This is a genomic window from Flavobacterium sp. 38, from assembly GCF_057799715.1.
Window position 1 is genome coordinate 234,885 of sequence record NZ_JBYNWZ010000002.1, and the last position, 18,586, is coordinate 253,470.

General features: G+C 33.3%; 19 protein-coding genes. 8 read left to right on the plus strand and 11 right to left on the minus strand.

Going from position 1 to position 18,586, the window contains the following annotated elements:
- The first annotated feature begins 53 nt into the window (after positions 1–53).
- Positions 54–668 carry a hypothetical protein gene (locus tag AC3E9W_RS06255; RefSeq protein ID WP_488767545.1) on the plus strand — a complete coding sequence of 205 codons (615 nt, stop codon included), beginning with the start codon at positions 54–56 and terminating at the stop codon, positions 666–668.
- Between the two features lie 53 nt (positions 669–721).
- Here AC3E9W_RS06255 and AC3E9W_RS06260 read toward each other — a convergent pair whose 3' ends face one another.
- Positions 722–1,285: an outer membrane beta-barrel protein gene (locus AC3E9W_RS06260; RefSeq protein ID WP_488767547.1), complete on the minus strand. Its 564-nt coding sequence runs from the start codon at positions 1,283–1,285 to the stop codon at positions 722–724.
- A 176-nt stretch (positions 1,286–1,461) separates the two neighbouring features.
- On the opposite strand from AC3E9W_RS06260, the gene AC3E9W_RS06265 reads away from it, so the two are divergent.
- From AC3E9W_RS06265 to AC3E9W_RS06285, 5 genes are all read left to right on the plus strand, one after another.
- Entirely contained in the window at positions 1,462–1,866 is a 405-nt protein-coding gene (locus tag AC3E9W_RS06265; RefSeq protein ID WP_488767548.1) for a GNAT family N-acetyltransferase, read from the plus strand.
- Positions 1,867–2,046: 180 nt separating this feature from the next.
- Entirely contained in the window at positions 2,047–2,427 is a 381-nt protein-coding gene (locus tag AC3E9W_RS06270; RefSeq protein ID WP_488767550.1) for a hypothetical protein, read from the plus strand.
- Between the two features lie 177 nt (positions 2,428–2,604).
- The gene (locus tag AC3E9W_RS06275; protein WP_456895957.1) at positions 2,605–3,687 is read left to right on the plus strand and encodes an efflux RND transporter periplasmic adaptor subunit; all 1,083 of its coding nucleotides are present in this window, start codon (positions 2,605–2,607) and stop codon (positions 3,685–3,687) included.
- Positions 3,688–3,795: 108 nt separating this feature from the next.
- The gene (locus AC3E9W_RS06280; protein WP_306155999.1) at positions 3,796–6,963 is read left to right on the plus strand and encodes an efflux RND transporter permease subunit; all 3,168 of its coding nucleotides are present in this window, start codon (positions 3,796–3,798) and stop codon (positions 6,961–6,963) included.
- Positions 6,956–8,395, plus strand: a complete 1,440-nt coding sequence (locus AC3E9W_RS06285; protein ID WP_488767552.1) for a TolC family protein — start codon at positions 6,956–6,958, stop codon at positions 8,393–8,395. Before AC3E9W_RS06280 ends, AC3E9W_RS06285 begins: the two co-directional genes overlap by 8 nt.
- 77 nt (positions 8,396–8,472) lie before the next feature.
- Here AC3E9W_RS06285 and AC3E9W_RS06290 read toward each other — a convergent pair whose 3' ends face one another.
- Both AC3E9W_RS06290 and AC3E9W_RS06295 read right to left on the minus strand, forming a co-directional pair.
- Positions 8,473–9,996 (minus strand): tetratricopeptide repeat-containing sensor histidine kinase, encoded by a 1,524-nt coding sequence (locus AC3E9W_RS06290; protein ID WP_488767553.1) that lies wholly within the window; start codon positions 9,994–9,996, stop codon positions 8,473–8,475.
- A 295-nt stretch (positions 9,997–10,291) separates the two neighbouring features.
- A complete protein-coding gene (locus AC3E9W_RS06295) occupies positions 10,292–10,477 on the minus strand; it encodes a hypothetical protein (protein WP_488767555.1) in 186 nt (61 codons plus the stop codon).
- Between the two features lie 569 nt (positions 10,478–11,046).
- On the opposite strand from AC3E9W_RS06295, the gene AC3E9W_RS06300 reads away from it, so the two are divergent.
- Positions 11,047–11,673 carry a hypothetical protein gene (locus AC3E9W_RS06300; protein WP_488767557.1) on the plus strand — a complete coding sequence of 209 codons (627 nt, stop codon included), beginning with the start codon at positions 11,047–11,049 and terminating at the stop codon, positions 11,671–11,673.
- Between the two features lie 375 nt (positions 11,674–12,048).
- Positions 12,049–12,414: a hypothetical protein gene (locus AC3E9W_RS06305; protein WP_488767559.1), complete on the plus strand. Its 366-nt coding sequence runs from the start codon at positions 12,049–12,051 to the stop codon at positions 12,412–12,414.
- 150 nt (positions 12,415–12,564) lie between these two features.
- Here AC3E9W_RS06305 and AC3E9W_RS06310 read toward each other — a convergent pair whose 3' ends face one another.
- From AC3E9W_RS06310 to AC3E9W_RS06345, 8 genes are all read right to left on the minus strand, one after another.
- On the minus strand, positions 12,565–13,917 hold the full coding sequence (locus AC3E9W_RS06310) for a GH1 family beta-glucosidase (RefSeq protein ID WP_488767561.1): 1,353 nt from the start codon (positions 13,915–13,917) through the stop codon (positions 12,565–12,567).
- A gap of 237 nt (positions 13,918–14,154) precedes the next feature.
- Positions 14,155–14,364: a hypothetical protein gene (locus AC3E9W_RS06315; protein ID WP_488767562.1), complete on the minus strand. Its 210-nt coding sequence runs from the start codon at positions 14,362–14,364 to the stop codon at positions 14,155–14,157.
- Positions 14,365–14,507: 143 nt separating this feature from the next.
- On the minus strand, positions 14,508–14,924 hold the full coding sequence (locus tag AC3E9W_RS06320; protein ID WP_488767564.1) for a hypothetical protein: 417 nt from the start codon (positions 14,922–14,924) through the stop codon (positions 14,508–14,510).
- 158 nt (positions 14,925–15,082) lie between these two features.
- On the minus strand, positions 15,083–15,373 hold the full coding sequence (locus AC3E9W_RS06325) for a DUF3892 domain-containing protein (RefSeq protein ID WP_488767565.1): 291 nt from the start codon (positions 15,371–15,373) through the stop codon (positions 15,083–15,085).
- 21 nt (positions 15,374–15,394) lie between these two features.
- On the minus strand, positions 15,395–15,808 hold the full coding sequence (locus tag AC3E9W_RS06330; RefSeq protein WP_488767567.1) for an FxLYD domain-containing protein: 414 nt from the start codon (positions 15,806–15,808) through the stop codon (positions 15,395–15,397).
- Positions 15,805–16,251: a hypothetical protein gene (locus AC3E9W_RS06335; RefSeq protein WP_488767568.1), complete on the minus strand. Its 447-nt coding sequence runs from the start codon at positions 16,249–16,251 to the stop codon at positions 15,805–15,807. The genes AC3E9W_RS06330 and AC3E9W_RS06335 overlap by 4 nt, the downstream gene beginning before the upstream one ends.
- A 161-nt stretch (positions 16,252–16,412) precedes the next feature.
- Positions 16,413–17,312 carry a hypothetical protein gene (locus AC3E9W_RS06340; protein WP_488767570.1) on the minus strand — a complete coding sequence of 300 codons (900 nt, stop codon included), beginning with the start codon at positions 17,310–17,312 and terminating at the stop codon, positions 16,413–16,415.
- Between the two features lie 4 nt (positions 17,313–17,316).
- Positions 17,317–18,585, minus strand: a complete 1,269-nt coding sequence (locus AC3E9W_RS06345; RefSeq protein ID WP_488767572.1) for an ABC transporter permease — start codon at positions 18,583–18,585, stop codon at positions 17,317–17,319.
- Position 18,586: the final 1 nt, after the last annotated feature.

Consider the following 18,586-nt stretch of genomic DNA (forward strand, 5'->3'; position numbering starts at 1 on the left):
ATTGTGCAAAATAATTTATGTTTGCAAAAACAAAAAAAAACCTACAAGATTTAATGAAAAAGACATTTGTTGTGATTGTTCTGCTAACTACTTTTCAGTTTTTTGGCCAGAACGATCAAAAAACCGCGTTTCAAAAAAACAAGTATGAATTGGCTGTCTCTTACTACAAAAAAGCCGATTTTGTAAAAGCTATCGATTTATTTTCTTTGGCGGCAAAGATTAAACCAGAGAATGAAATAGGGCAAGAAGCTGTCAAAAAAGTAGACACTTTACGCGAGCTTTTAAGAAAAGAAATTATGAGCCAAGCAATTGGAACTTGGAAAAAAACAGGGAACCAGCCTGTATGGTCTTCGGCTCAATCAAACAGTAATGATCAGTCTACTTTTGACGAAGTAGTTGAAATTAAAGAAAATGAGATATTGTTTTATGAAGTCGATAAAAAAACGAAAGTAAAGAAACTTCTAAAAACAGAAAATTTAGTTTATAATGATGCTAAATGTATGGTATCTCCATTTTCAGAAATTATTCTATCAGACGGAACAATTTGGAATTGCAGTATCGATGAAAAATCAAATACACTTCATGTTATTAATGTAGCCATTAAAACAGAAGAAGGAATAGAGAGAATCAAAACCAATAACGAAGAAAGTTATTACGTTAAGATTTAAATAAGGCACAAAAAAGGGAATCAATCGATTCCCTTTTTTTATGTTTTTATATTCTATAGGAATTTAAATCCTACCGATAAGTTGGTGACTCCAGTTTTAATTTCACCGTCAGAAGCATCTATATCTGTCAATCCGGCGAGATATCTTACATCAAAAGTAAATCGCCAAACATCGACTCCAACTCCTCCAAGCACGCTGTGATTATTTTTTTCGAATGCTATAGAATTTAAATTGTTGCTAGAACTTATATCAGAATAATTCTTCCAGTTATAGCCTACAAAAAGTCTCACGTTTCCGAGTTTTCCAAGCGGAATAAGTTTGTATCCTGCAATTAATGTAGCATCTGTCCCAGCCAATTTAAATTCAGTTTCTCCAATACCATCTTGATAAACGCTGAAACTGTTTTTGGCATATCCAAATTCACCCTGAGCATAAAAAAGCAACAGATTTACTCGTGCAAAACCGGCAAAGCCAATTCCTGTATTAGTATGGTCGGAGCTGAAATTTTTTGTATCGACAGAAGTAATATTCGTCGAAATCTGAGGTCCAATTTGTATTAATTGTGCAAATCCATTGGCGCAAATACATAAAAATGCTGCTAAAAATAATTTTCTCATAACGGGATCTTATTTGATTTTGGTGACATAAAAATAATCATAATAGATTAAAATTGAATGATTTGTCTGATTTATTTTTTTGTAAAGTTTTGGAAATTAATTGTATCGAGATTTCTCTTTTACTTTTCTCCATCCAATCAAAAAGAATTATTTTTGAAGATATTTAATACATCGAAATGGAAATTAAAACAATAAAAGCATTCGATACTTGGCAGATCAGACATGAAGTAATGTGGCCAGACCAGCCTTTCGAATTTGTACAACTTGAAGAAGACAATTCGGGATATCATTTTGGAGTTTTTGAAGAAGATAAATTGGTTTCTATTGTTTCCTGTTTTATTGAAGGAAAAGAAATGCAGTTTAGAAAATTGGCAACTCTTGAAGAATATCAGGGAAAAGGAATTGCTTCTTATCTTTTAAAGCATATTTTGGAATTTGCAAAAAATAAAAATATACAAAAAGTATGGTGTAATGCCAGAAGCAATAAAAAGTCTTTTTACGAAAAAATCGGACTTGCAGATACTCACAAAACATTTATCAAAGCAGATCAGGAATTTACAATCATGGAAATAAACCTGTAAATTGATTTTTTATAACAGTTTTAAATTTTTGAATTGCAGTTGTTTATGATCTTAAAAAACAAGTTTTGTTTTCTTATTTTCATCTGTTTAATTACTGAAAACGTTTTCGCTTTTGGCAATTGTTAAAGCTTGTTAAAAAATCTTTTTTTCTTTCGATTCTTTTATTACTTTCGCACCGAAATGAGAAAGTTAATTGTATTTCTAGTATTCATGAATATGCTTCTGTTTGGCGGAGGCCAATATTTGAATGCCAATACTTTTGGTCCTCATTCTCATCATCATCTTCAAAAGCACAGAGTAAAATTTACCAATCAGGATCGTGGAACTTCAACAATTGAAGAAGCTACAGATATTGATCTAGAAGAAGACCTTTTAGGAGGAGATGATGTTAATACACTTACGAACAAGTTTTTTGCTGCTTCGTATAGTTTGGTAGACGCTTTGTATCTGGCACTTTCAGATCAGTCTGCAGCGAATGATTCTAATCGTTTAAAAATTTCTACGCCTGTTTTCGGGCATTCAAATCCTATCTATATTACTCAACGAGTATTAAGAATTTGATTTTACAGTATACATCGGTTACCTGAGTTTTGATCTCTGCGTATCTTGCTGTTGTATATTTTCTACTTCTGCTTATATGAAAGTTAAGGTCTGGACTAGGCTGACTGATGCATTTTAACATCCAAAAGGAATTTTCATTCCAAAAAGCATTCAATCGCTTAATTTCCAAACTAAATCATGAAAAAAATCATTGTGTTCACAGGCTTAATGGCCTTGGTGTGCTTAACGAGCTGTACATCAAAAAAAGAAGAAAAAGAAGAAGTTGAAAAATTTACCGTTACCAATCCGGTTGTAATTGACACTTCGTTTACAAAAGATTATGTATCTCAAATAAAATCAGTTCGAAATATTGAACTGCGTGCCCAAGAAAAAGGGTTTCTACAAAATATATACGTTGATGAAGGGCAGTTTGTAAAAGCGGGCCAGCTGTTGTTTAAAATTATGCCAAACATGTATCAGGCAGAATTATTAAAAGCGCAAGCAGAACAAAAATCAGCAGAAATCGAATTGCAAAATGCTAAATTGCTGGCAGACAAAAATATCGTTTCTAAAAACGAATTGAGCGTTGCTCAGGCAAAACTGCAATCAGCAAAAGCTGAAGTTTCATTAGCAAAACTTCATTTATCATTCACAGAAATCAGGGCTCCGTTTGACGGAACAATCGACCGTATTCCTTTAAAATTAGGAAGTTTAATTGACGAAGGCGAATTATTGACAAGCCTTTCAGACAACAGTCAGATGTTTGCTTATTTCAACGTTTCTGAACCAGAATATCTTCAATATCAGACGAATGTTAAAGACCGTGCTGATAATAAAGTGTCGCTGGTTTTAGCTAATGGAGATACTTTTAAAGACAAAGGAAATGTTGAAGTTATCGAAAGTGAATTCAACAACGAAACAGGAAATATCGCTTTTAGAGCAAGATTCCCAAATTCTGGAAAATTACTTAGAAACGGAGAAACAGGACAAGTTCAGATGAATGTTCCTCTTAAAAATGCTGTTGTAATTCCGCAAAAAGCAACTTACGAAATTCAAGACAAAAAGTATGTTTTTATAGTAGGCAAAGACGACAAAGTAACTTCAAGAGAAATTACCATTACGGGTGAAATTCCTGATTTATATGTCATCAAAAAAGGGCTTACACAAAATGACAGAATCTTGCTTGAAGGCGTTCAGAAAGTAAAAGAGAACGACAAAATTAAATTCGATTACGAATCTCCTAAAGAAGTAATCAATCACTTACGCTTAAAAGCAGAGTAATTCAGTGTTCAGTGCTCAGTCCCGAAGTATCGGGATAGTATTCAGTGAATGCTGAAAGTGTACTGACTGTATTGATTTGCATGGATTAATCATTAAAAAATATACAAAATGTTTAATAAATTTATACAAAGACCTGTTCTGTCGATAGTGATATCGCTGATTATTGTCTTTTTAGGGGTATTGTCGGTTTTAAATTTACCAATTACACAATTCCCTACCATTTCGCCTCCAATGGTGAATGTTACCGCAGATTATCCGGGTTCAAACGGTGAGCTGATGGTTAAAGCGGTTGTTATTCCTTTAGAAAGAGCCTTAAATGGAGTTCCAGGAATGAAATATATGGCTTCTGATGCAGGAAACGACGGAGAAGCTACAATTAAAGTAGTTTTTAACTTAGGAACAGATCCGAACCAAGCGGCGATTAACGTTCAGAACCGTGTGGCTTCTGTTACGAATAAACTTCCTCCTTTGGTAATTCGTGAAGGTATAAAAATTACCCGCGAAGTGCCAAGTATGTTGATGTACGTGAACCTTTACAGTACAGATCCAAATACCGACATGAAGTTCTTGTACAACTATGCCGATATCAACGTACTTTCTGAATTAAAAAGGGTAAACGGTATTGGTTCTGGTGACATCTTAGGAACACGTGAATATGCAATGCGTATTTGGCTGAAACCAGACCGTATGCTGGCCTATAAAATTTCTGCAGACGAGGTAATGGAAGCATTATCTAGCCAAAGTTTGGAGGCTTCTCCGGGTAAAACAGGAGAAAGTTCTGGTAAACGTTCTCAGGCATTCGAATATGTATTAAAATATTCTGGGCGTTTTACAACGAAAGAGCAATACGGAAACATCGTAGTGAAGGCAAATCCGAACGGAGAACTTTTACGTTTGAAAGATATTGCGAACATTGAATTTGGAAGTTCGATGTATGATATTTATTCTAATTTGAATGGAAAACCATCTGCGGCAATTGTATTAAAACAATCTTTTGGAAGTAACGCGAATCAGGTTATTGAGGAAGTAAAAGCAAAACTGGAAAAACTGAAACAAAGATTTCCAAAAGGAATGAATTATGAAATTTCTTATGACGTTTCTAAATTCCTTGATGCTTCTATCGAAAAAGTAATTCATACGCTAGTTGAAGCTTTTATTCTGGTAGGTTTAGTAGTTTTCCTTTTCTTAGGAGACTGGCGCTCGACCGTTATTCCAGCAATTGCAGTACCTGTTTCTTTGGTTGGAACGTTTGTGTTTATGACATTCTTCGATATATCACTAAACTTGATTACACTATTTGCATTAGTATTAGCGATTGGAGTCGTCGTCGATGATGCCATTGTGGTTATTGAGGCCGTTCACGCCAAGATGGAAGAAGAACACCTTTCGCCATTTAAAGCCACTAAAAAAGCCATGCATGAAATTGCAGGGGCAATTATTGCAATTACATTCTTGATGGCGGCTGTATTTATTCCAGTGGCGTTTATGTCAGGACCAGTTGGGGTATTCTACAGACAGTTCTCAGTTACTATGGCAACGGCTATTATTCTTTCGGGTATCGTGGCCTTGACTTTAACACCGGCACTTTGTGCAATGATGCTGAAAAACAATCACGGTCAACCTAAAAAGAAAACGCCTGCCAATAGATTTATTGATGCGTTTAACGAAAAATTCAATTTAGCTCAAGGAAAATATCAAAATCTATTAGCTAAAATTATCGACAGAAGAGTAGTGACTATCGTAGCACTTCTTGGTTTCTGTGCTGGAACTTGGTTTATAAGCAGTACAGTTCCTTCAGGATTTATTCCAAATGAGGATCAGGGAATGTTTTATGCGGTTATTCAGACTCCTCCAGGTTCTTCATTAGAAAGAACAAATAATATTGCCGAAAGAGTTCAGAAAATTGCTGAAGATATTGACGGCGTAAAATCGGTTTCTTCTTTGGCAGGTTACGAAATTTTGTCTGAAGGTACGGGAGCTAACTCAGGAACTTGTTTGGTCAACCTAAAAGATTGGAGCGATAGAAAGGAATCTGTTCTAGAGATTATGCATGAAATGGAAGAAAAATGTAAAGATATTGCGGGGGCAAATATCGAATTCTTCCAACCGCCAGCTGTTCCTGGATATGGTGCTGCCGGAGGATTTGAGCTTCGTCTTTTAGATAAAACAGGTACCGTAGATTACAAAAGAACAGAGCAGGTAAACAATGAATTTGTTGCTGAATTGAACAAACAGCCAGAATTATCAAACGTATTTAGTTTCTATAGTTCTAGTTTCCCTCAGTACATGATGAAAGTAGACAATGATTTGGCACAGCAAAAAGGGGTTTCTATCGAAAATGCCATGAATTCGCTGTCAACTCTTGTGGGAAGTAACTACGAAATCAGTTTTATTAAGTTCGGTATTAACTACAAAGTAATCGTTCAGGCTTCTCCAGAATATCGCGCGCAGCCAGATGATATTTTGAAACTGTATGTGAAAAACGATCGTGACGAAATGGTTCCGTATTCTGCTTTTATGAAATTAGAAAAAGTATATGGACTTTCAGAAATTACACGTCACAACATGTACACCTCAACACAGATCAGTGGTTCTGCTGCTCCGGGTTACAGTTCTGGAACAGCGATTAAAGTGATTCAGAAAGTAGCGGCTGAAAAATTACCGAGAGGTTATGACATTGACTGGGCAGGTATTTCTGCCGATGAGGTAGCGCAAGGAAATCAAGCTATTTGGGTATTCTTAATTTGTTTAGGATTTGTTTACTTGGTATTGGCGGCGCAGTATGAAAGTTTTATTCTGCCATTATCTGTAATCCTTTCATTGCCAGCGGGTATTTTTGGAGCTTTCCTTCTACTAAAATTAACTGGATTAGAAAACAATATCTATGCTCAGGTTGCCATGGTAATGTTGATCGGATTATTGGGTAAAAATGCCGTATTGATTGTGGAGTTTGCCATCCAAAGGCATGCAGCAGGAAAATCAGTTCTAGATGCTGCTATGGAAGGAGCAAAAGCACGTTTCCGTCCGATCTTGATGACTTCGTTTGCTTTCATCGCAGGTTTATTGCCACTTGCTTTTGCGACTGGTCCAGGTAAAATTGGAAACAGAACAATCGGTACTGCAGCAGCAGGAGGTATGCTTATCGGAACCATTTGCGGTGTATTTGTTATTCCAGGCTTGTATTTCATATTTGCTAAAATTGCAGAAAAACACAAATTGGTAAAACATGAAGAAGAAAATCCATTAACAGAAGAAATTGACAACAATCATGTATAAAATCAAATTATATCAATACAGTATTGCATTGGGTTTATGTCTTGCCGTGGCAGGATGTAAAACCCCTGCAGCTGAAACTGCCACTACAAGCACTCCAGTTCCTGAAGCGTTTGGAGCTGAAAAATCGCAGGACACAACCAATATGTCGGCTCTAAAATGGAAAGAATTTTTTAAAGACCAAAATTTAGTAGAGCTGATTGACGTTGCCTTAAAAAACAATCAGGAACTGAATATGACTTTGCAAGAAATTGAAATTGCAAAGAATGATATTCGTGTTAGAAAAGGATTATTGCTTCCAACAGCTGGAATTCGCGCGGGCGCTGGAATAGAAAAAGTAGGTCGCTATACCAGTCAAGGCGCAGGAGATGCTACAACTGAAATAAAACCAGGAGTAGAAACACCAGATCCATTGCCAGATTTTACGATTGCCGCTTACGCGAATTGGGAAGTAGATATCTGGAAAAAACTGCGCAACTCTAAAAAAGCTGCCGTAAACAGATATTTAGCAACCGTTGAAGGCAAGAACTTTGTGGTAACCAATCTTATTGCTGAAATCGCGGATTCGTATTACGAATTATTAGCTTTAGACAGTCAATTAGATATTGTAAAACAGACCATTGCTTTGCAAAGTAACGCTTTAGAAATTGTAAAAATTCAGAAACAAGCGGCTAGAGCAACAGAATTGGGAGTTCAGAAATTTCAGGCTGAGGTTTTAACATCAAAAAGTTTGGAGTTTGATATTCTTCAGAAAATTAAAGAAAACGAAAACAAAATCAACTTTTTGTTAGGACGTTATCCACAGGATATTAAAAGAGACAAAACCAATTTTACAGATTTGCTTCCGGCAGCTGTAAATTCAGGTTTACCTTCTCAATTATTAATGAACCGTCCAGATGTTAAACAAGCTGAATTAGAATTAGTAGCTGCAAAATTGGATGTAAAAGTAGCTCGTGCAGAATTTTATCCTTCATTGGATATTTCTGCAGCAATTGGAGTTCAAGCTTTTAAACCATCTTATTTATTCACAATGCCAGAATCACTTTTGTATTCTTTAGCGGGAGATCTTGTTGCGCCGTTGATTAACAGAAATGCAATTAAAGCGGAATTTTCAAGTGCCAATGCAAGACAGCTTCAAGCGTTATATAATTATGATAAAACAATCTTAAACGCATATTTAGAAGTTTCAACACAGCTTTCTAAAATCGAGAACCTTCAAAAAAGTTATGATTTAAAATCGCAACAAGTTGATGCGTTGAATACCTCTATTAGTGTTTCAAACGATTTGTTTAAATCGGCTAGAGTAGATTATTTTGAAGTTTTGATGACGCAGAGAGATGCATTAGAAGCAAAACTAGAATTGGTCGATACTAAAAAAGAACAATTGAATGCTGCAGTCCATGTTTACCGAGACTTGGGCGGCGGATGGAAATAATTTTGCCAATTGATTTGTAGAGAAAAAGCCTTTTGGGAGTAAATTCCTGAAAGGCTTTTTTGTTTTCCAAAAATAGCTTAAAACACGGCTGCTATTTTTTTTACTTTACTTTGAGTGTGTTTTGGTATCTCTATTTTGGCACGGAATCCTTTATCGGGTTCTGTGTCAAATTCAATATTTCCTTTTATTGCGTTTAGACGGCTTTCGATGTTTTGAAGGCCATTTTTTGCAATTTTAGTTTTTTCGCAACCAATTCCGTTGTCCATATAATTTATAAATATAGATTTGGCATCACTGTCAAATTTTATGACAACCAGATTGGCCTGACTGTGTTTTTTCATATTCACCATTAATTCCTGTAAAATTCGGCTTATGGTAATCTTTTTTACTTCGTCGATCACTTCCCATTCCACACTTTCGAGATTGGTGACCATGACATTTCGTTCTTTGGTTTGATAAGTCGAAAGCATTTCTTTTATACTTTGTGTAAAATCAAGTCCGGTATCAATACTATTGTTTTCTTTAGAAATTCCTCTCACGCGAGAATAGATGTCATCGAGTTTCTGAAGAAGATTTTCTTTTGTACTTTCTACAGATAATGGCTGCGATTCTGTAAACGCAATTACATTGAATACGTCGTTTGCCAATTCATCATGAATTTTTTTAGCAATTCGCGTTTCTGTATTATAAGAAGTTTTAAATTCTATAGCCTTGTTCTTATTTTTAAAATAACGCACTAAAATTGCTATTAAAAGGAGTAAAAAGGCAGATATAATACCAAATACAATTTTTAGGTATTTATCTCTTTGAAGAGCTAATTGGTTCTCTGCTTTCTCCAAACGAAGTTTTTCGTTTTCGTCTTTTTCTTTTTGGGAATCGTATTTGATTTTAGCAAACTTATTTTTAAACTTATTTCGAACTTTAATGATGCTGTCATTTAAAGAAAAGTAATGCTGTATATATTTGTCAGTTTTAGGACTGTTGTCATTCGAAATTAAAATTTGGAGAGCTTCTAATCTTTCGTCGACACTATTTAGTTTTGTAGCTACATTGTAAGCAGCTAACGCATTTTCGTCTGACTTTAGGAGATCTATTTTAGAATAGTAATCAGCAAGGTGTAAATAACTTTCGATACTTCCATAAGTGTTATTTGTTTCTTTCCTTATTTGAAGCCCTTCTTTCATTAAAAAATAACCTTTTTCATGGATTCCTTTCTTAAAATAGGCATAACCTAAGTTGTCCATAACTAAAGATTTACCAAATGCTTTGTCTATTTCTTTTATTTTTTTGCTTGAAAGAGATTTTAAAAGATACTCTAGAATAATAATCGCTTGATCGTATTTTTTTTGCTGAATATAAATGGCGGCTATATTGTTAAAGGGACCCACCTTATCAATAAAATCTTTAGATTCTTTTGCTGATTTTTTATAATACAGAATTGCGTCCTCATAAAGAGAAAGTTCTTTGTCTGCTATGCCTAATATATTGTTTATATAAGGAATGTAATTAAATCGGTTTTGAGCATAAGGTAATGCTTCTGTCATTGTTTCTTTACTGCCATAATAGTCTCCATTAATTTGTTGGATAATTGCCATATTCATGAGAACATAGGCAATATTGGCACTGTCTTTTAAAGACTCGAAAATTGGTTTAGATTTATTAAACTGGTAAAAAGCGGTGTTTAAATTCTGTTTTTGGTAATTTATATCTGCTTTGTCGCGTAAATCTAAAGCTTCCTTTCTTAGTGGTTCTGTATTAATCGTGACAGTCTTTTTTTCTTTACAAGAAAAGAGAAAAAGGAAAAGAAGAAAATAAAAAAACGGGGATCGTAACATGTAAATTTACTTTCCCCGAAAATAGTAATTAATTAAATACCATAAATATTTTTTTAAGTATTTAAGGTTTTGTCGGTGGTTTAGTACCTCCACCATCACCAGGTCCATCAGGATTTGGGTCACCAGCTTGTGCCTTATCAATAGTTTTTTCAACTTTTTTTGTTGGTTGAGTCTCGAACTCATCAGGAGTACAAGAAAATATAGTGAACAATAGCGCGAAAGCTATGAATAGTATTAGTTTTTTCATTTTAATTTAATTTAGAAATTAGACATAGGTATGGCCGTCCGAATCATGTTCAGAGCTTCTGAAAGCAATACCAATTTTGATTTTGGGAAGTCGATTGTGTAGAACGGTAAGACGTAATTTATACTTCCCGAATAAACTCGGTCTTACGGTTTTCCACAATGTTAATTAGAACTAGTTTTATATTTTTGTTTTAGTCTGCAGACAAAACTTGAACTAATTTCTGATACAAAGGAAAGGCGTTTCTAGGCCACTGTTGACAAGGGATTCCCAGAATTCCCACGTATTCCTGAGATTCCCGAGAATTCCCAGTAAAAGCGAAAAATCGACGCCTATTTTGACATTAATTTTTATTTAATTCTAAACAAATCTTTATTATTATAGATGCAAAAAGTTCTTCAAAAGTTGGCTGAGAACAATTAAAAAAAATGTGGAAATAATATAGATTTTGGAATAAAAATTGAAAGTGCTGAGAAGGGTTAATCAGAGAAGTCGAAAATAATGGCATATAAAAATTGTTTTGGTGAAAAATGAAAATTAATGAGTCTAAAGAAGTTCCTAAAAAAGGCAAGATGAATAATACATTAGAAGAATATATTAAAGCAATTAAAATGAAATACGAGACCGAAAAAGAGGGAGAGTATTTTGATTTTTTATACAATCCATCGCGCGGTAAACTCCGTGACTTATGCTGGATTATTTTTGAAGATAACCCGACTCAAGACGATTTAAATGTTTTTCGGAATTTGTTCTGTTTAGATTTTAATCATACTCAAAAGAATAAGTTTAAAGACCAGAAAGATAAGTTTAGGCCAATTGAAACCTTCTTTAAAGGCGAAACACATCCATCAAATATTGATGCTATAAATCTTGCCGCAATACTTGTCGATTTTCAGCCTCGACCTTTCAAAAAGTTTAACGAAAAATGTAGAATTGAAGATGCAAAACAGATTAAAAATGTAGGGAAGGTTGCAGTCGAAATCGATAATAATGGCATAGAAAAAAATGTTTTGGTGAATAATGGGCATGAAGAGTCTAAAGAAGTTTCTAAAACAGAAAATTCTTTATTGGATTTTGCAGGTTTATTTTCTAAAAAAATGATTCAGAAAATATATCCGCGAAAAATAATTACGGTTGCGGTTGGAGCTGTTGCTCTAATTTCTTCTGCTTGCTTATATCTGGTGCAGAAAAAAGATTAGAAAAAAATGTTTCGAAATGAAACTTAAAAACATTTTGAAAAATGAAATGTTTGAAGAAGTAAAAAGAATAATTTTTGAAAGGGTAATGTAGGCTTTTTAGAAAGTTTGTTTTTCGGCATATATTTACTGTTATTTACACTATAAAGATAAGAAAAAAACTCTGTTAAACCTAATGAAAATCAATAAAATAACAACTTTTTTACTAAAAAAATCACTTTTTTTGACTTTGATTTTCAGTCGGTTAATTGTTGATTTTAAAGCCAGAAAAACTTCCTTTTTCTCGTTTTAGAAATGCAATAAAATTGCCTATATTTATCAAATATTATAAATAAAAACACCTTTTAAGGTTAACCATTTAGTTTAAAAATAGCATTTATGAAAAAGTTCCTAGTACTATTGATTGTTTTATGCACTTTTGGCTGTAAAAAATATGTCGTGTCGTTTGAACAGCCGACAAATATGAAATTGGATAATTTAAAACTGGAAGTATTTCTGGATAAAGAAAAAATGCAGGATATTAATTTGAAAGCAACAGAAGCATTGCCAACTTACGAAACAGTGGGATTGTCAGTTTCTGGTGAAGGAAAACACTTGCTTCAGATAAAAGCTAAAGACACCACTTTTAATTTTGAGGTAAAGTATCCAGAAGAAAAATATATTATGGTTACAACTCATTTAAAAAATAATGGCAAAATTCACGTTGGAATCTTAAAACAAAGTTACAAGTATAGAGTTCGTTAGATTCGTTAGAACGTATTTTTAACCGCAAGGCACGCAAAGATAAACGCAAAGTTCGCAAAGCCATTTATAGATAAAGCTTTGCGAACTTTGCGGTTTTTATAGGTAACGTAAGATAAAAAACCTTGCGAACTTTGCGTTAAAAAAACAAGTCTACGATAAAAAATCCTTAAACCAAAGTCCAGAATTTTTGATCGTACGCTTTTGTGTCTCAAAATCGACATGAATTAAGCCAAATCGGGCGTTATAACCTTCGGCCCATTCAAAGTTATCGGTTAGAGTCCACACGAAGTAGCCGTCGACATTTAAACCGTCTTCTTTGGCTTTTAAAATTTGTTCTAAATGATCTTGTATGTAGTGTGTTCGTTTTATATCATGAACTTTTCCGTTTGTTACAGTATCAGGAAAAGCGGCTCCGTTTTCGGTAATAATGATTTTTCGGATTCCGTTATAATCATTAAATTTTTTCAAGACATGATATAAGGCAGGCGGATAAACTTCCCAGCCCATATCGGTTGCAATTACATTTCTTTTTTCGGCACTTACCAATTCGGCACCAATATAAGGCGTAAGCATGGAAGACTTTACCACTTCTCGGGTATAACATTGTAAACCAATGAAATCAAAATCGAAATCGAGATTGTTTAAATCGTCTCCTAGAATATAATTATTCAGTTTTTTAAGAACAGGAAGATCTTTCTGCGGATATCCTAATCCTAAAATAGGTTCTATAAAAGTTCTGTTCAGTAAAGTATCCACACGTTTTGCGGCTTCGATATCTTTTGCGCTTTCTGTCGCGGGTTCGATATGTGTGCACGAAAATGTAGTTCCGATATTCGCATGAGGAACTCGTTCGCGAATTATTTTAGCTCCTGCAGCAGTTGCCAGAGTAACGTGATGCATGGCTTTTAAGTAATTGGTAATGCCTTTTTTGCCAGGTGCGTGAATGCCTAAAAAATAGCCAGCTCCCGTAAATACAGAAGGCTCGTTAATGACCATCCAGTTTTTGACACGATTTCCAAAATATTGTACGCAGACTTCCACATATTCTTTAAACCACGAAACAGATTCTCGGTTTGTCCAGCCTCCTTTTACTTCTAGAGCATGTGGCAGATCCCAATGGTAAAGTGTTATCCAAGGTTCTATCCCAGAAGCCAATAATGAATCTATGATTTTGTTGTAGTAGTCAATACCCGCCTGATTAACAGGATGAACGCCAGTTGGCATAATTCTAGTCCAGCTGATAGAGAATCTAAAATTCGGAATATTTAATTCCTTAATTAAATTGATGTCGTCTTGATAACAATTGTAGAAATCGCAGGCAGTTAAGGCATGATGTCCGTTTTTAATTTTTCCCTTTTGAGAAGTAAAAACGTCCCAGATAGAAGAACCTTTTCCGTCAGAATCATGTGCACCTTCAATTTGGAAAGCGGCGGTTGACACACCCCACAAGAAATCTTCGCCAAATTGGTTTTTATTCAGAAATGAGCTTTCAACTTTATTCATTCAATCGGTTTTTCCTTTATAATTAAGTGTTTATTAGTGTAGGAAAGAAGATTGCATTGCTCTTAAAAAAAGCCATTCTTTGAAAGATACTAGAAATTTTAGATTAAAGAATTTCATAACGATTAGTTTTATATCAAATTAATAAAACTAATGTGAATTTATTGTAAAGTGATTATTATCAAATAGTTAAAATGATGTTTGAGTGTGGAATGTGAAATGTAAAAAGATGGGAAGACGTTAATCTTCCCATCCGCAAAGTGTTAAACCCAAACCTTGGGCTTGTTTAAGCGATTTCTTTACCACTTCGTGACTGCAAGAAGATAATCCGCGGCAGGTTTCTTTGTAATGGTATCTTTTAGCTCCCGTCGGTCCGCAGATGTAAACGGATGTTTCTACGGGATGAAATGAGCTTAAAATAAAAAGAAGAGAGATTAAAGTGTATTTCATAATGTGGTATTTAGAATAGAGAATAGAGAATAGAGAATAGAGAATAGAGAATAGAGAATAGAAAAAAGAGAATAGAAAAAAGAAAATCAATAAAAGAATCAAACATTATCTAATTGACTAATTTCAAATTATCTAATTAAAAATCATTTAACAACCAGCTGATATTCGTTTCCTTTTTTATCAACACCTTTGAGTTTCCCGTGCGAGACCCATTCTGTATTAATCTCTAGTTCAGGTACAGTATCCGTTATTAATATTCCTGCGCCATATTTTCCCTCTGTATTTATGTTTCCAAAAACCGAATCGCCTTTAATATTTATTCCTTTGACATGATAATTATATTTATAATGTCCTGGATGCCCCGTTCTGTATTCGTATTTATAAGTTGAATTGACATGGTACGTTTTGGCTTCTTCCGCCGTAATGGTTTTACGGTCATCTGCAGTAATGACATTTTTATAAAACGAACTTACTTGTGGCTGCGGTGGAGGAGGGGCGCTGGCTTTTTTACAGGAAAATGCAAATAGTAATACAAATAGTAGAGAGTAGTTTTTTAGCATAGGCGATGAGGGTTTGGTTAGAAGCTAAACATTTTGTCTCATTTAGCTGGGATAAATCTAATTAGAATTAAATTTTTTAAAATGAGTAGTTATACGGGATTTAAGAAACTAAAACTTGGAGAAAAATAAATACACTCCAAGCTTTAGTTCTCTACAAATTATATACATTCAGGTAATTCTAATAAATTGTTTTTTTCAGTAGTATCAGCTTCAGTTTTTAAGTATTTATACCCAAGCGGAGTTTTAGCAATTACAACGTTTACTTTTCCGCCGTAAATGTTGTTGACATAGAATGCCCATTTGTTACTTTCGATACCTTCTATTGCTTCTGCTAAAGATAATTTCCATTTTGTTCCATTAGAATTTAATCCTCCAATACTTTTAATGCGTTCATGTATATTATATCTATCAGATTTGTTTATACATTTAATTTCGTGTGAATCTGCCATTTTTATATTTATTTATGATTATTAATTCATTACATTTCCAATTTCAACGTTATAAGTCTCACAGTTTTGAATGTCAAGCCCCATTACATCGATTGTTTTTTCTGAACCTGCCGCAAAATTTGCAGCGTTGCCGATTCCAGTTCCAACTATATTTCCTTCCTTGTCGTAAAAAGTAGCCTTCAAATCTATATAAGTAATTAATTCAGAAGTATTATTTTTTACACGACAGTGAATTGTATATGCATTTAAATTAGGTTCATATTTTGCAGTTTCTTTTAAAATTTCTACATCAGGAACTGAATTGCTTGTTTCAGTCATTACTGTTGAGTTTGTTTTAAAATTCCTTTTTGTATCATCATCGCCACTGCCAAAAGCGATCAAAATAAATCCTGCAAAAATTAAAGCAGAAAATAGATGTTGTACTTTTCTTTTCATTTGTTTATTAAATTTAAGGTTATTGATTTTCGGTAAATTATAAGAGGTAATATTGTTCCGAGTAAATACATAAGAAGATCTGAGAAGTCGAAAGTGCCGGGAACTATATTTACGATTTGTCCTATTTCTGACAAAATAGAAATTATAGGAACTATGAAAATCCAAATAAAATTTTCTTGTTTTATCTCATTTTCCCATAGAAATAAAGTAAGACTTACATACGAAAACAACCACAATCCATCTGGTAATGAATACAAAATGATTTCTGGTAAGTTGTTAGAATATTTAGCTGTAAAGTTTCTGAGTGTAATGATGGTTTGTAAAATATTTAATTTTTCAAACCAGGCAAACATTTTCAAATTTGAAGTTCTAAACAAGATGTATATTAAACTTCCAGAAAGTAATGTAAGAATGTGACCAATATATAATTGTTTAGTTTTCATTTTGACTGCTTTAATACTTCAAAAGTAAAACCAATCAAAACCAGTATTTTATGGAAATCCGTAAAGGTGGCAGAATTTTAAAAGAAGTTTTTTAGAGATGAGTTTAAACAGAAAAAAGAGGACAATAAAGTTCCTCTTTAAAACATATTGGTGTTGTTTATTTATTCTTTTTCTAAAATGAAATCTTTGATAATCTTGTCCATGTTAGAAGGCAGATCTGCATTTTTAATTTCGAAATGTTTTATTTTCATTTCAGAAAGCCATTTGGTCCAATAAGCTTTTATCACTTTTTCTTCAAATGGATTATTCTTGCTTGGATTTATTCCTAAAACTAAAACTTCAAGGTTAGATAAATCAGCATCAATTTTAATGAAGCCAAAATTTTCCTTTTCAAATTTATTCTGCCAATTGTTAGTATTTAATCCATTTTGCTTAATTAGTTGAGGTGTTAAGTAGCTGGATAAATTTCCATCTTTGATTTGAGTTCCTTCATAAAACATATATCCATCAGTTAAAATAACTAAAATGTTTCTGGAGTTTTTATCTATACATTGATCTTGGACTTTGCTGTCGAAAAAATTCCAAATATCAGATCCAATATATTTATCGTCTTTAATTGCCGATTCATAAATTGCAGCTGTTTTAGAAGCGTAAGTTTCGTTTATAGAATTCAACAATTTTTTTGAAGCATTGTCCTTATTGACATTAATTCTCAACTCTTTTGAAATAGAATTAATTTCAGGATTTTCTGGTTCGGGATTAAAGAACAACTGCATTTTATCATCAATCTGTCTCATTCTTTTAGATTTTAGATGATTTGTAAAAGCCTCAGAAACTGACTTAATATATCCCAAATCTCTTTGGTAAATTTCCATTGTAGGATTTGGATTTTTCTTGAGACTTATTCGATCAGATAAATCAACAAGAATGCTGATATTATAATTTTCTGAAACAGAACTTTTAATAGCAGTTTCTTTTTCCTCTTTCTTGATTTCTTCTTTACAAGAAAAAAACAAAATGATCAATAAGGATGTCGAAATTTTGAGTAGAGTATTTCTCATAATTTTAGTTTTTAAAATACACTAAATGTTGAAAATCTGGATCAATTAAATTTAATCTGCCAAGATGTTCTTCGGATAAATTTTCGCAGTTTTCGAGCAGTTCTACTTTTTCTTTGTGTGGTAAAGCAATCTCAGTATTTATAGCCTGAAACCATCCTTCTTTATACTGATGATGGTAATGCAAATACTCTTTTACAGGAAAAACAAAACCATCGATTTTCAATTGAAGTTCTGAAATTTTACCGTTTATAGTAACAATCTGCTCTTTAAAACCATTGATTTTATTTATATAATCTGTTTTAAGTTTTTCTAGATTTAATAAATTTTCTTTTCTGCCTCTTATAAAAGCTCTGATTTTATCAATGTTTTCAAATTCTTTCATTACAAAATCAAACACAAGTCCCCAAATGATATAAACTACAAAACCTGCAAAAATGATCATCCAAAATTCTGGTTCGCCCAAAGCGATATTTAGGTTATAAGGAGATGATTCGGTTGTTTTGTTAAATTCATATATTTTTTTCTCGATGATATAAGCCAAGAGAGAATCAAATAAAAAGGTTATGGTAAAAAGCGCAACGAGCCTAAAAATATTTTTAATCCCTTTTCCTTTTTGCACCATGTGAATAACGTAACCTAATCCCATGAAGACAAACGGAATCGTGACAACCAAAACTCCCTCGAGCCAGCTTGCCTTAAACGCATTTGTAAAAGCATCGGCATCGAAGATTGCGGCGGTTAAACTGTCATTTGAGAATTCTTTGAAAAAAGCCGAATAAGAAGCCGAAATATAGAAAACCAAAACATATAAAGTAATTGGCAGTAAAAGTATAAGGCCAATATAAAATTGCGCTTTTAAACCTTTTCCTTCTTCAATTCCGTATTTATCAGGATTGCGTTTTACTTCTATAATCTCGTTTTTAATTTGGTCGATATTATCATTAACATCCTGTTCTTTTTTTTCGAAAATACCAATTGCGGCTTCAGACTTTTTCAGTTCAGTTCTATTTTTTTCCTGCTCTTCGCGGTAAGGCTGTTTCAGTCTGTCTTGTTCCATTTTTTGTTTTCGGCATTGGTCTTCAAAACTCATATATAAATTTTGGAGACAAGCTTTTAAAACAATTGGTTTTCCTGTTGCTTTGACCGATGCGGCAAAACCGCTTTGGTAATATGTGATTCTAATTTGTTCTCTGTCTTCTTCATTTTCTTCTAAAATTTTTAAAGAAGAATCTTCAGGTTTTTTTAAACTGAATAATTGGGTTATTGTTTTCATA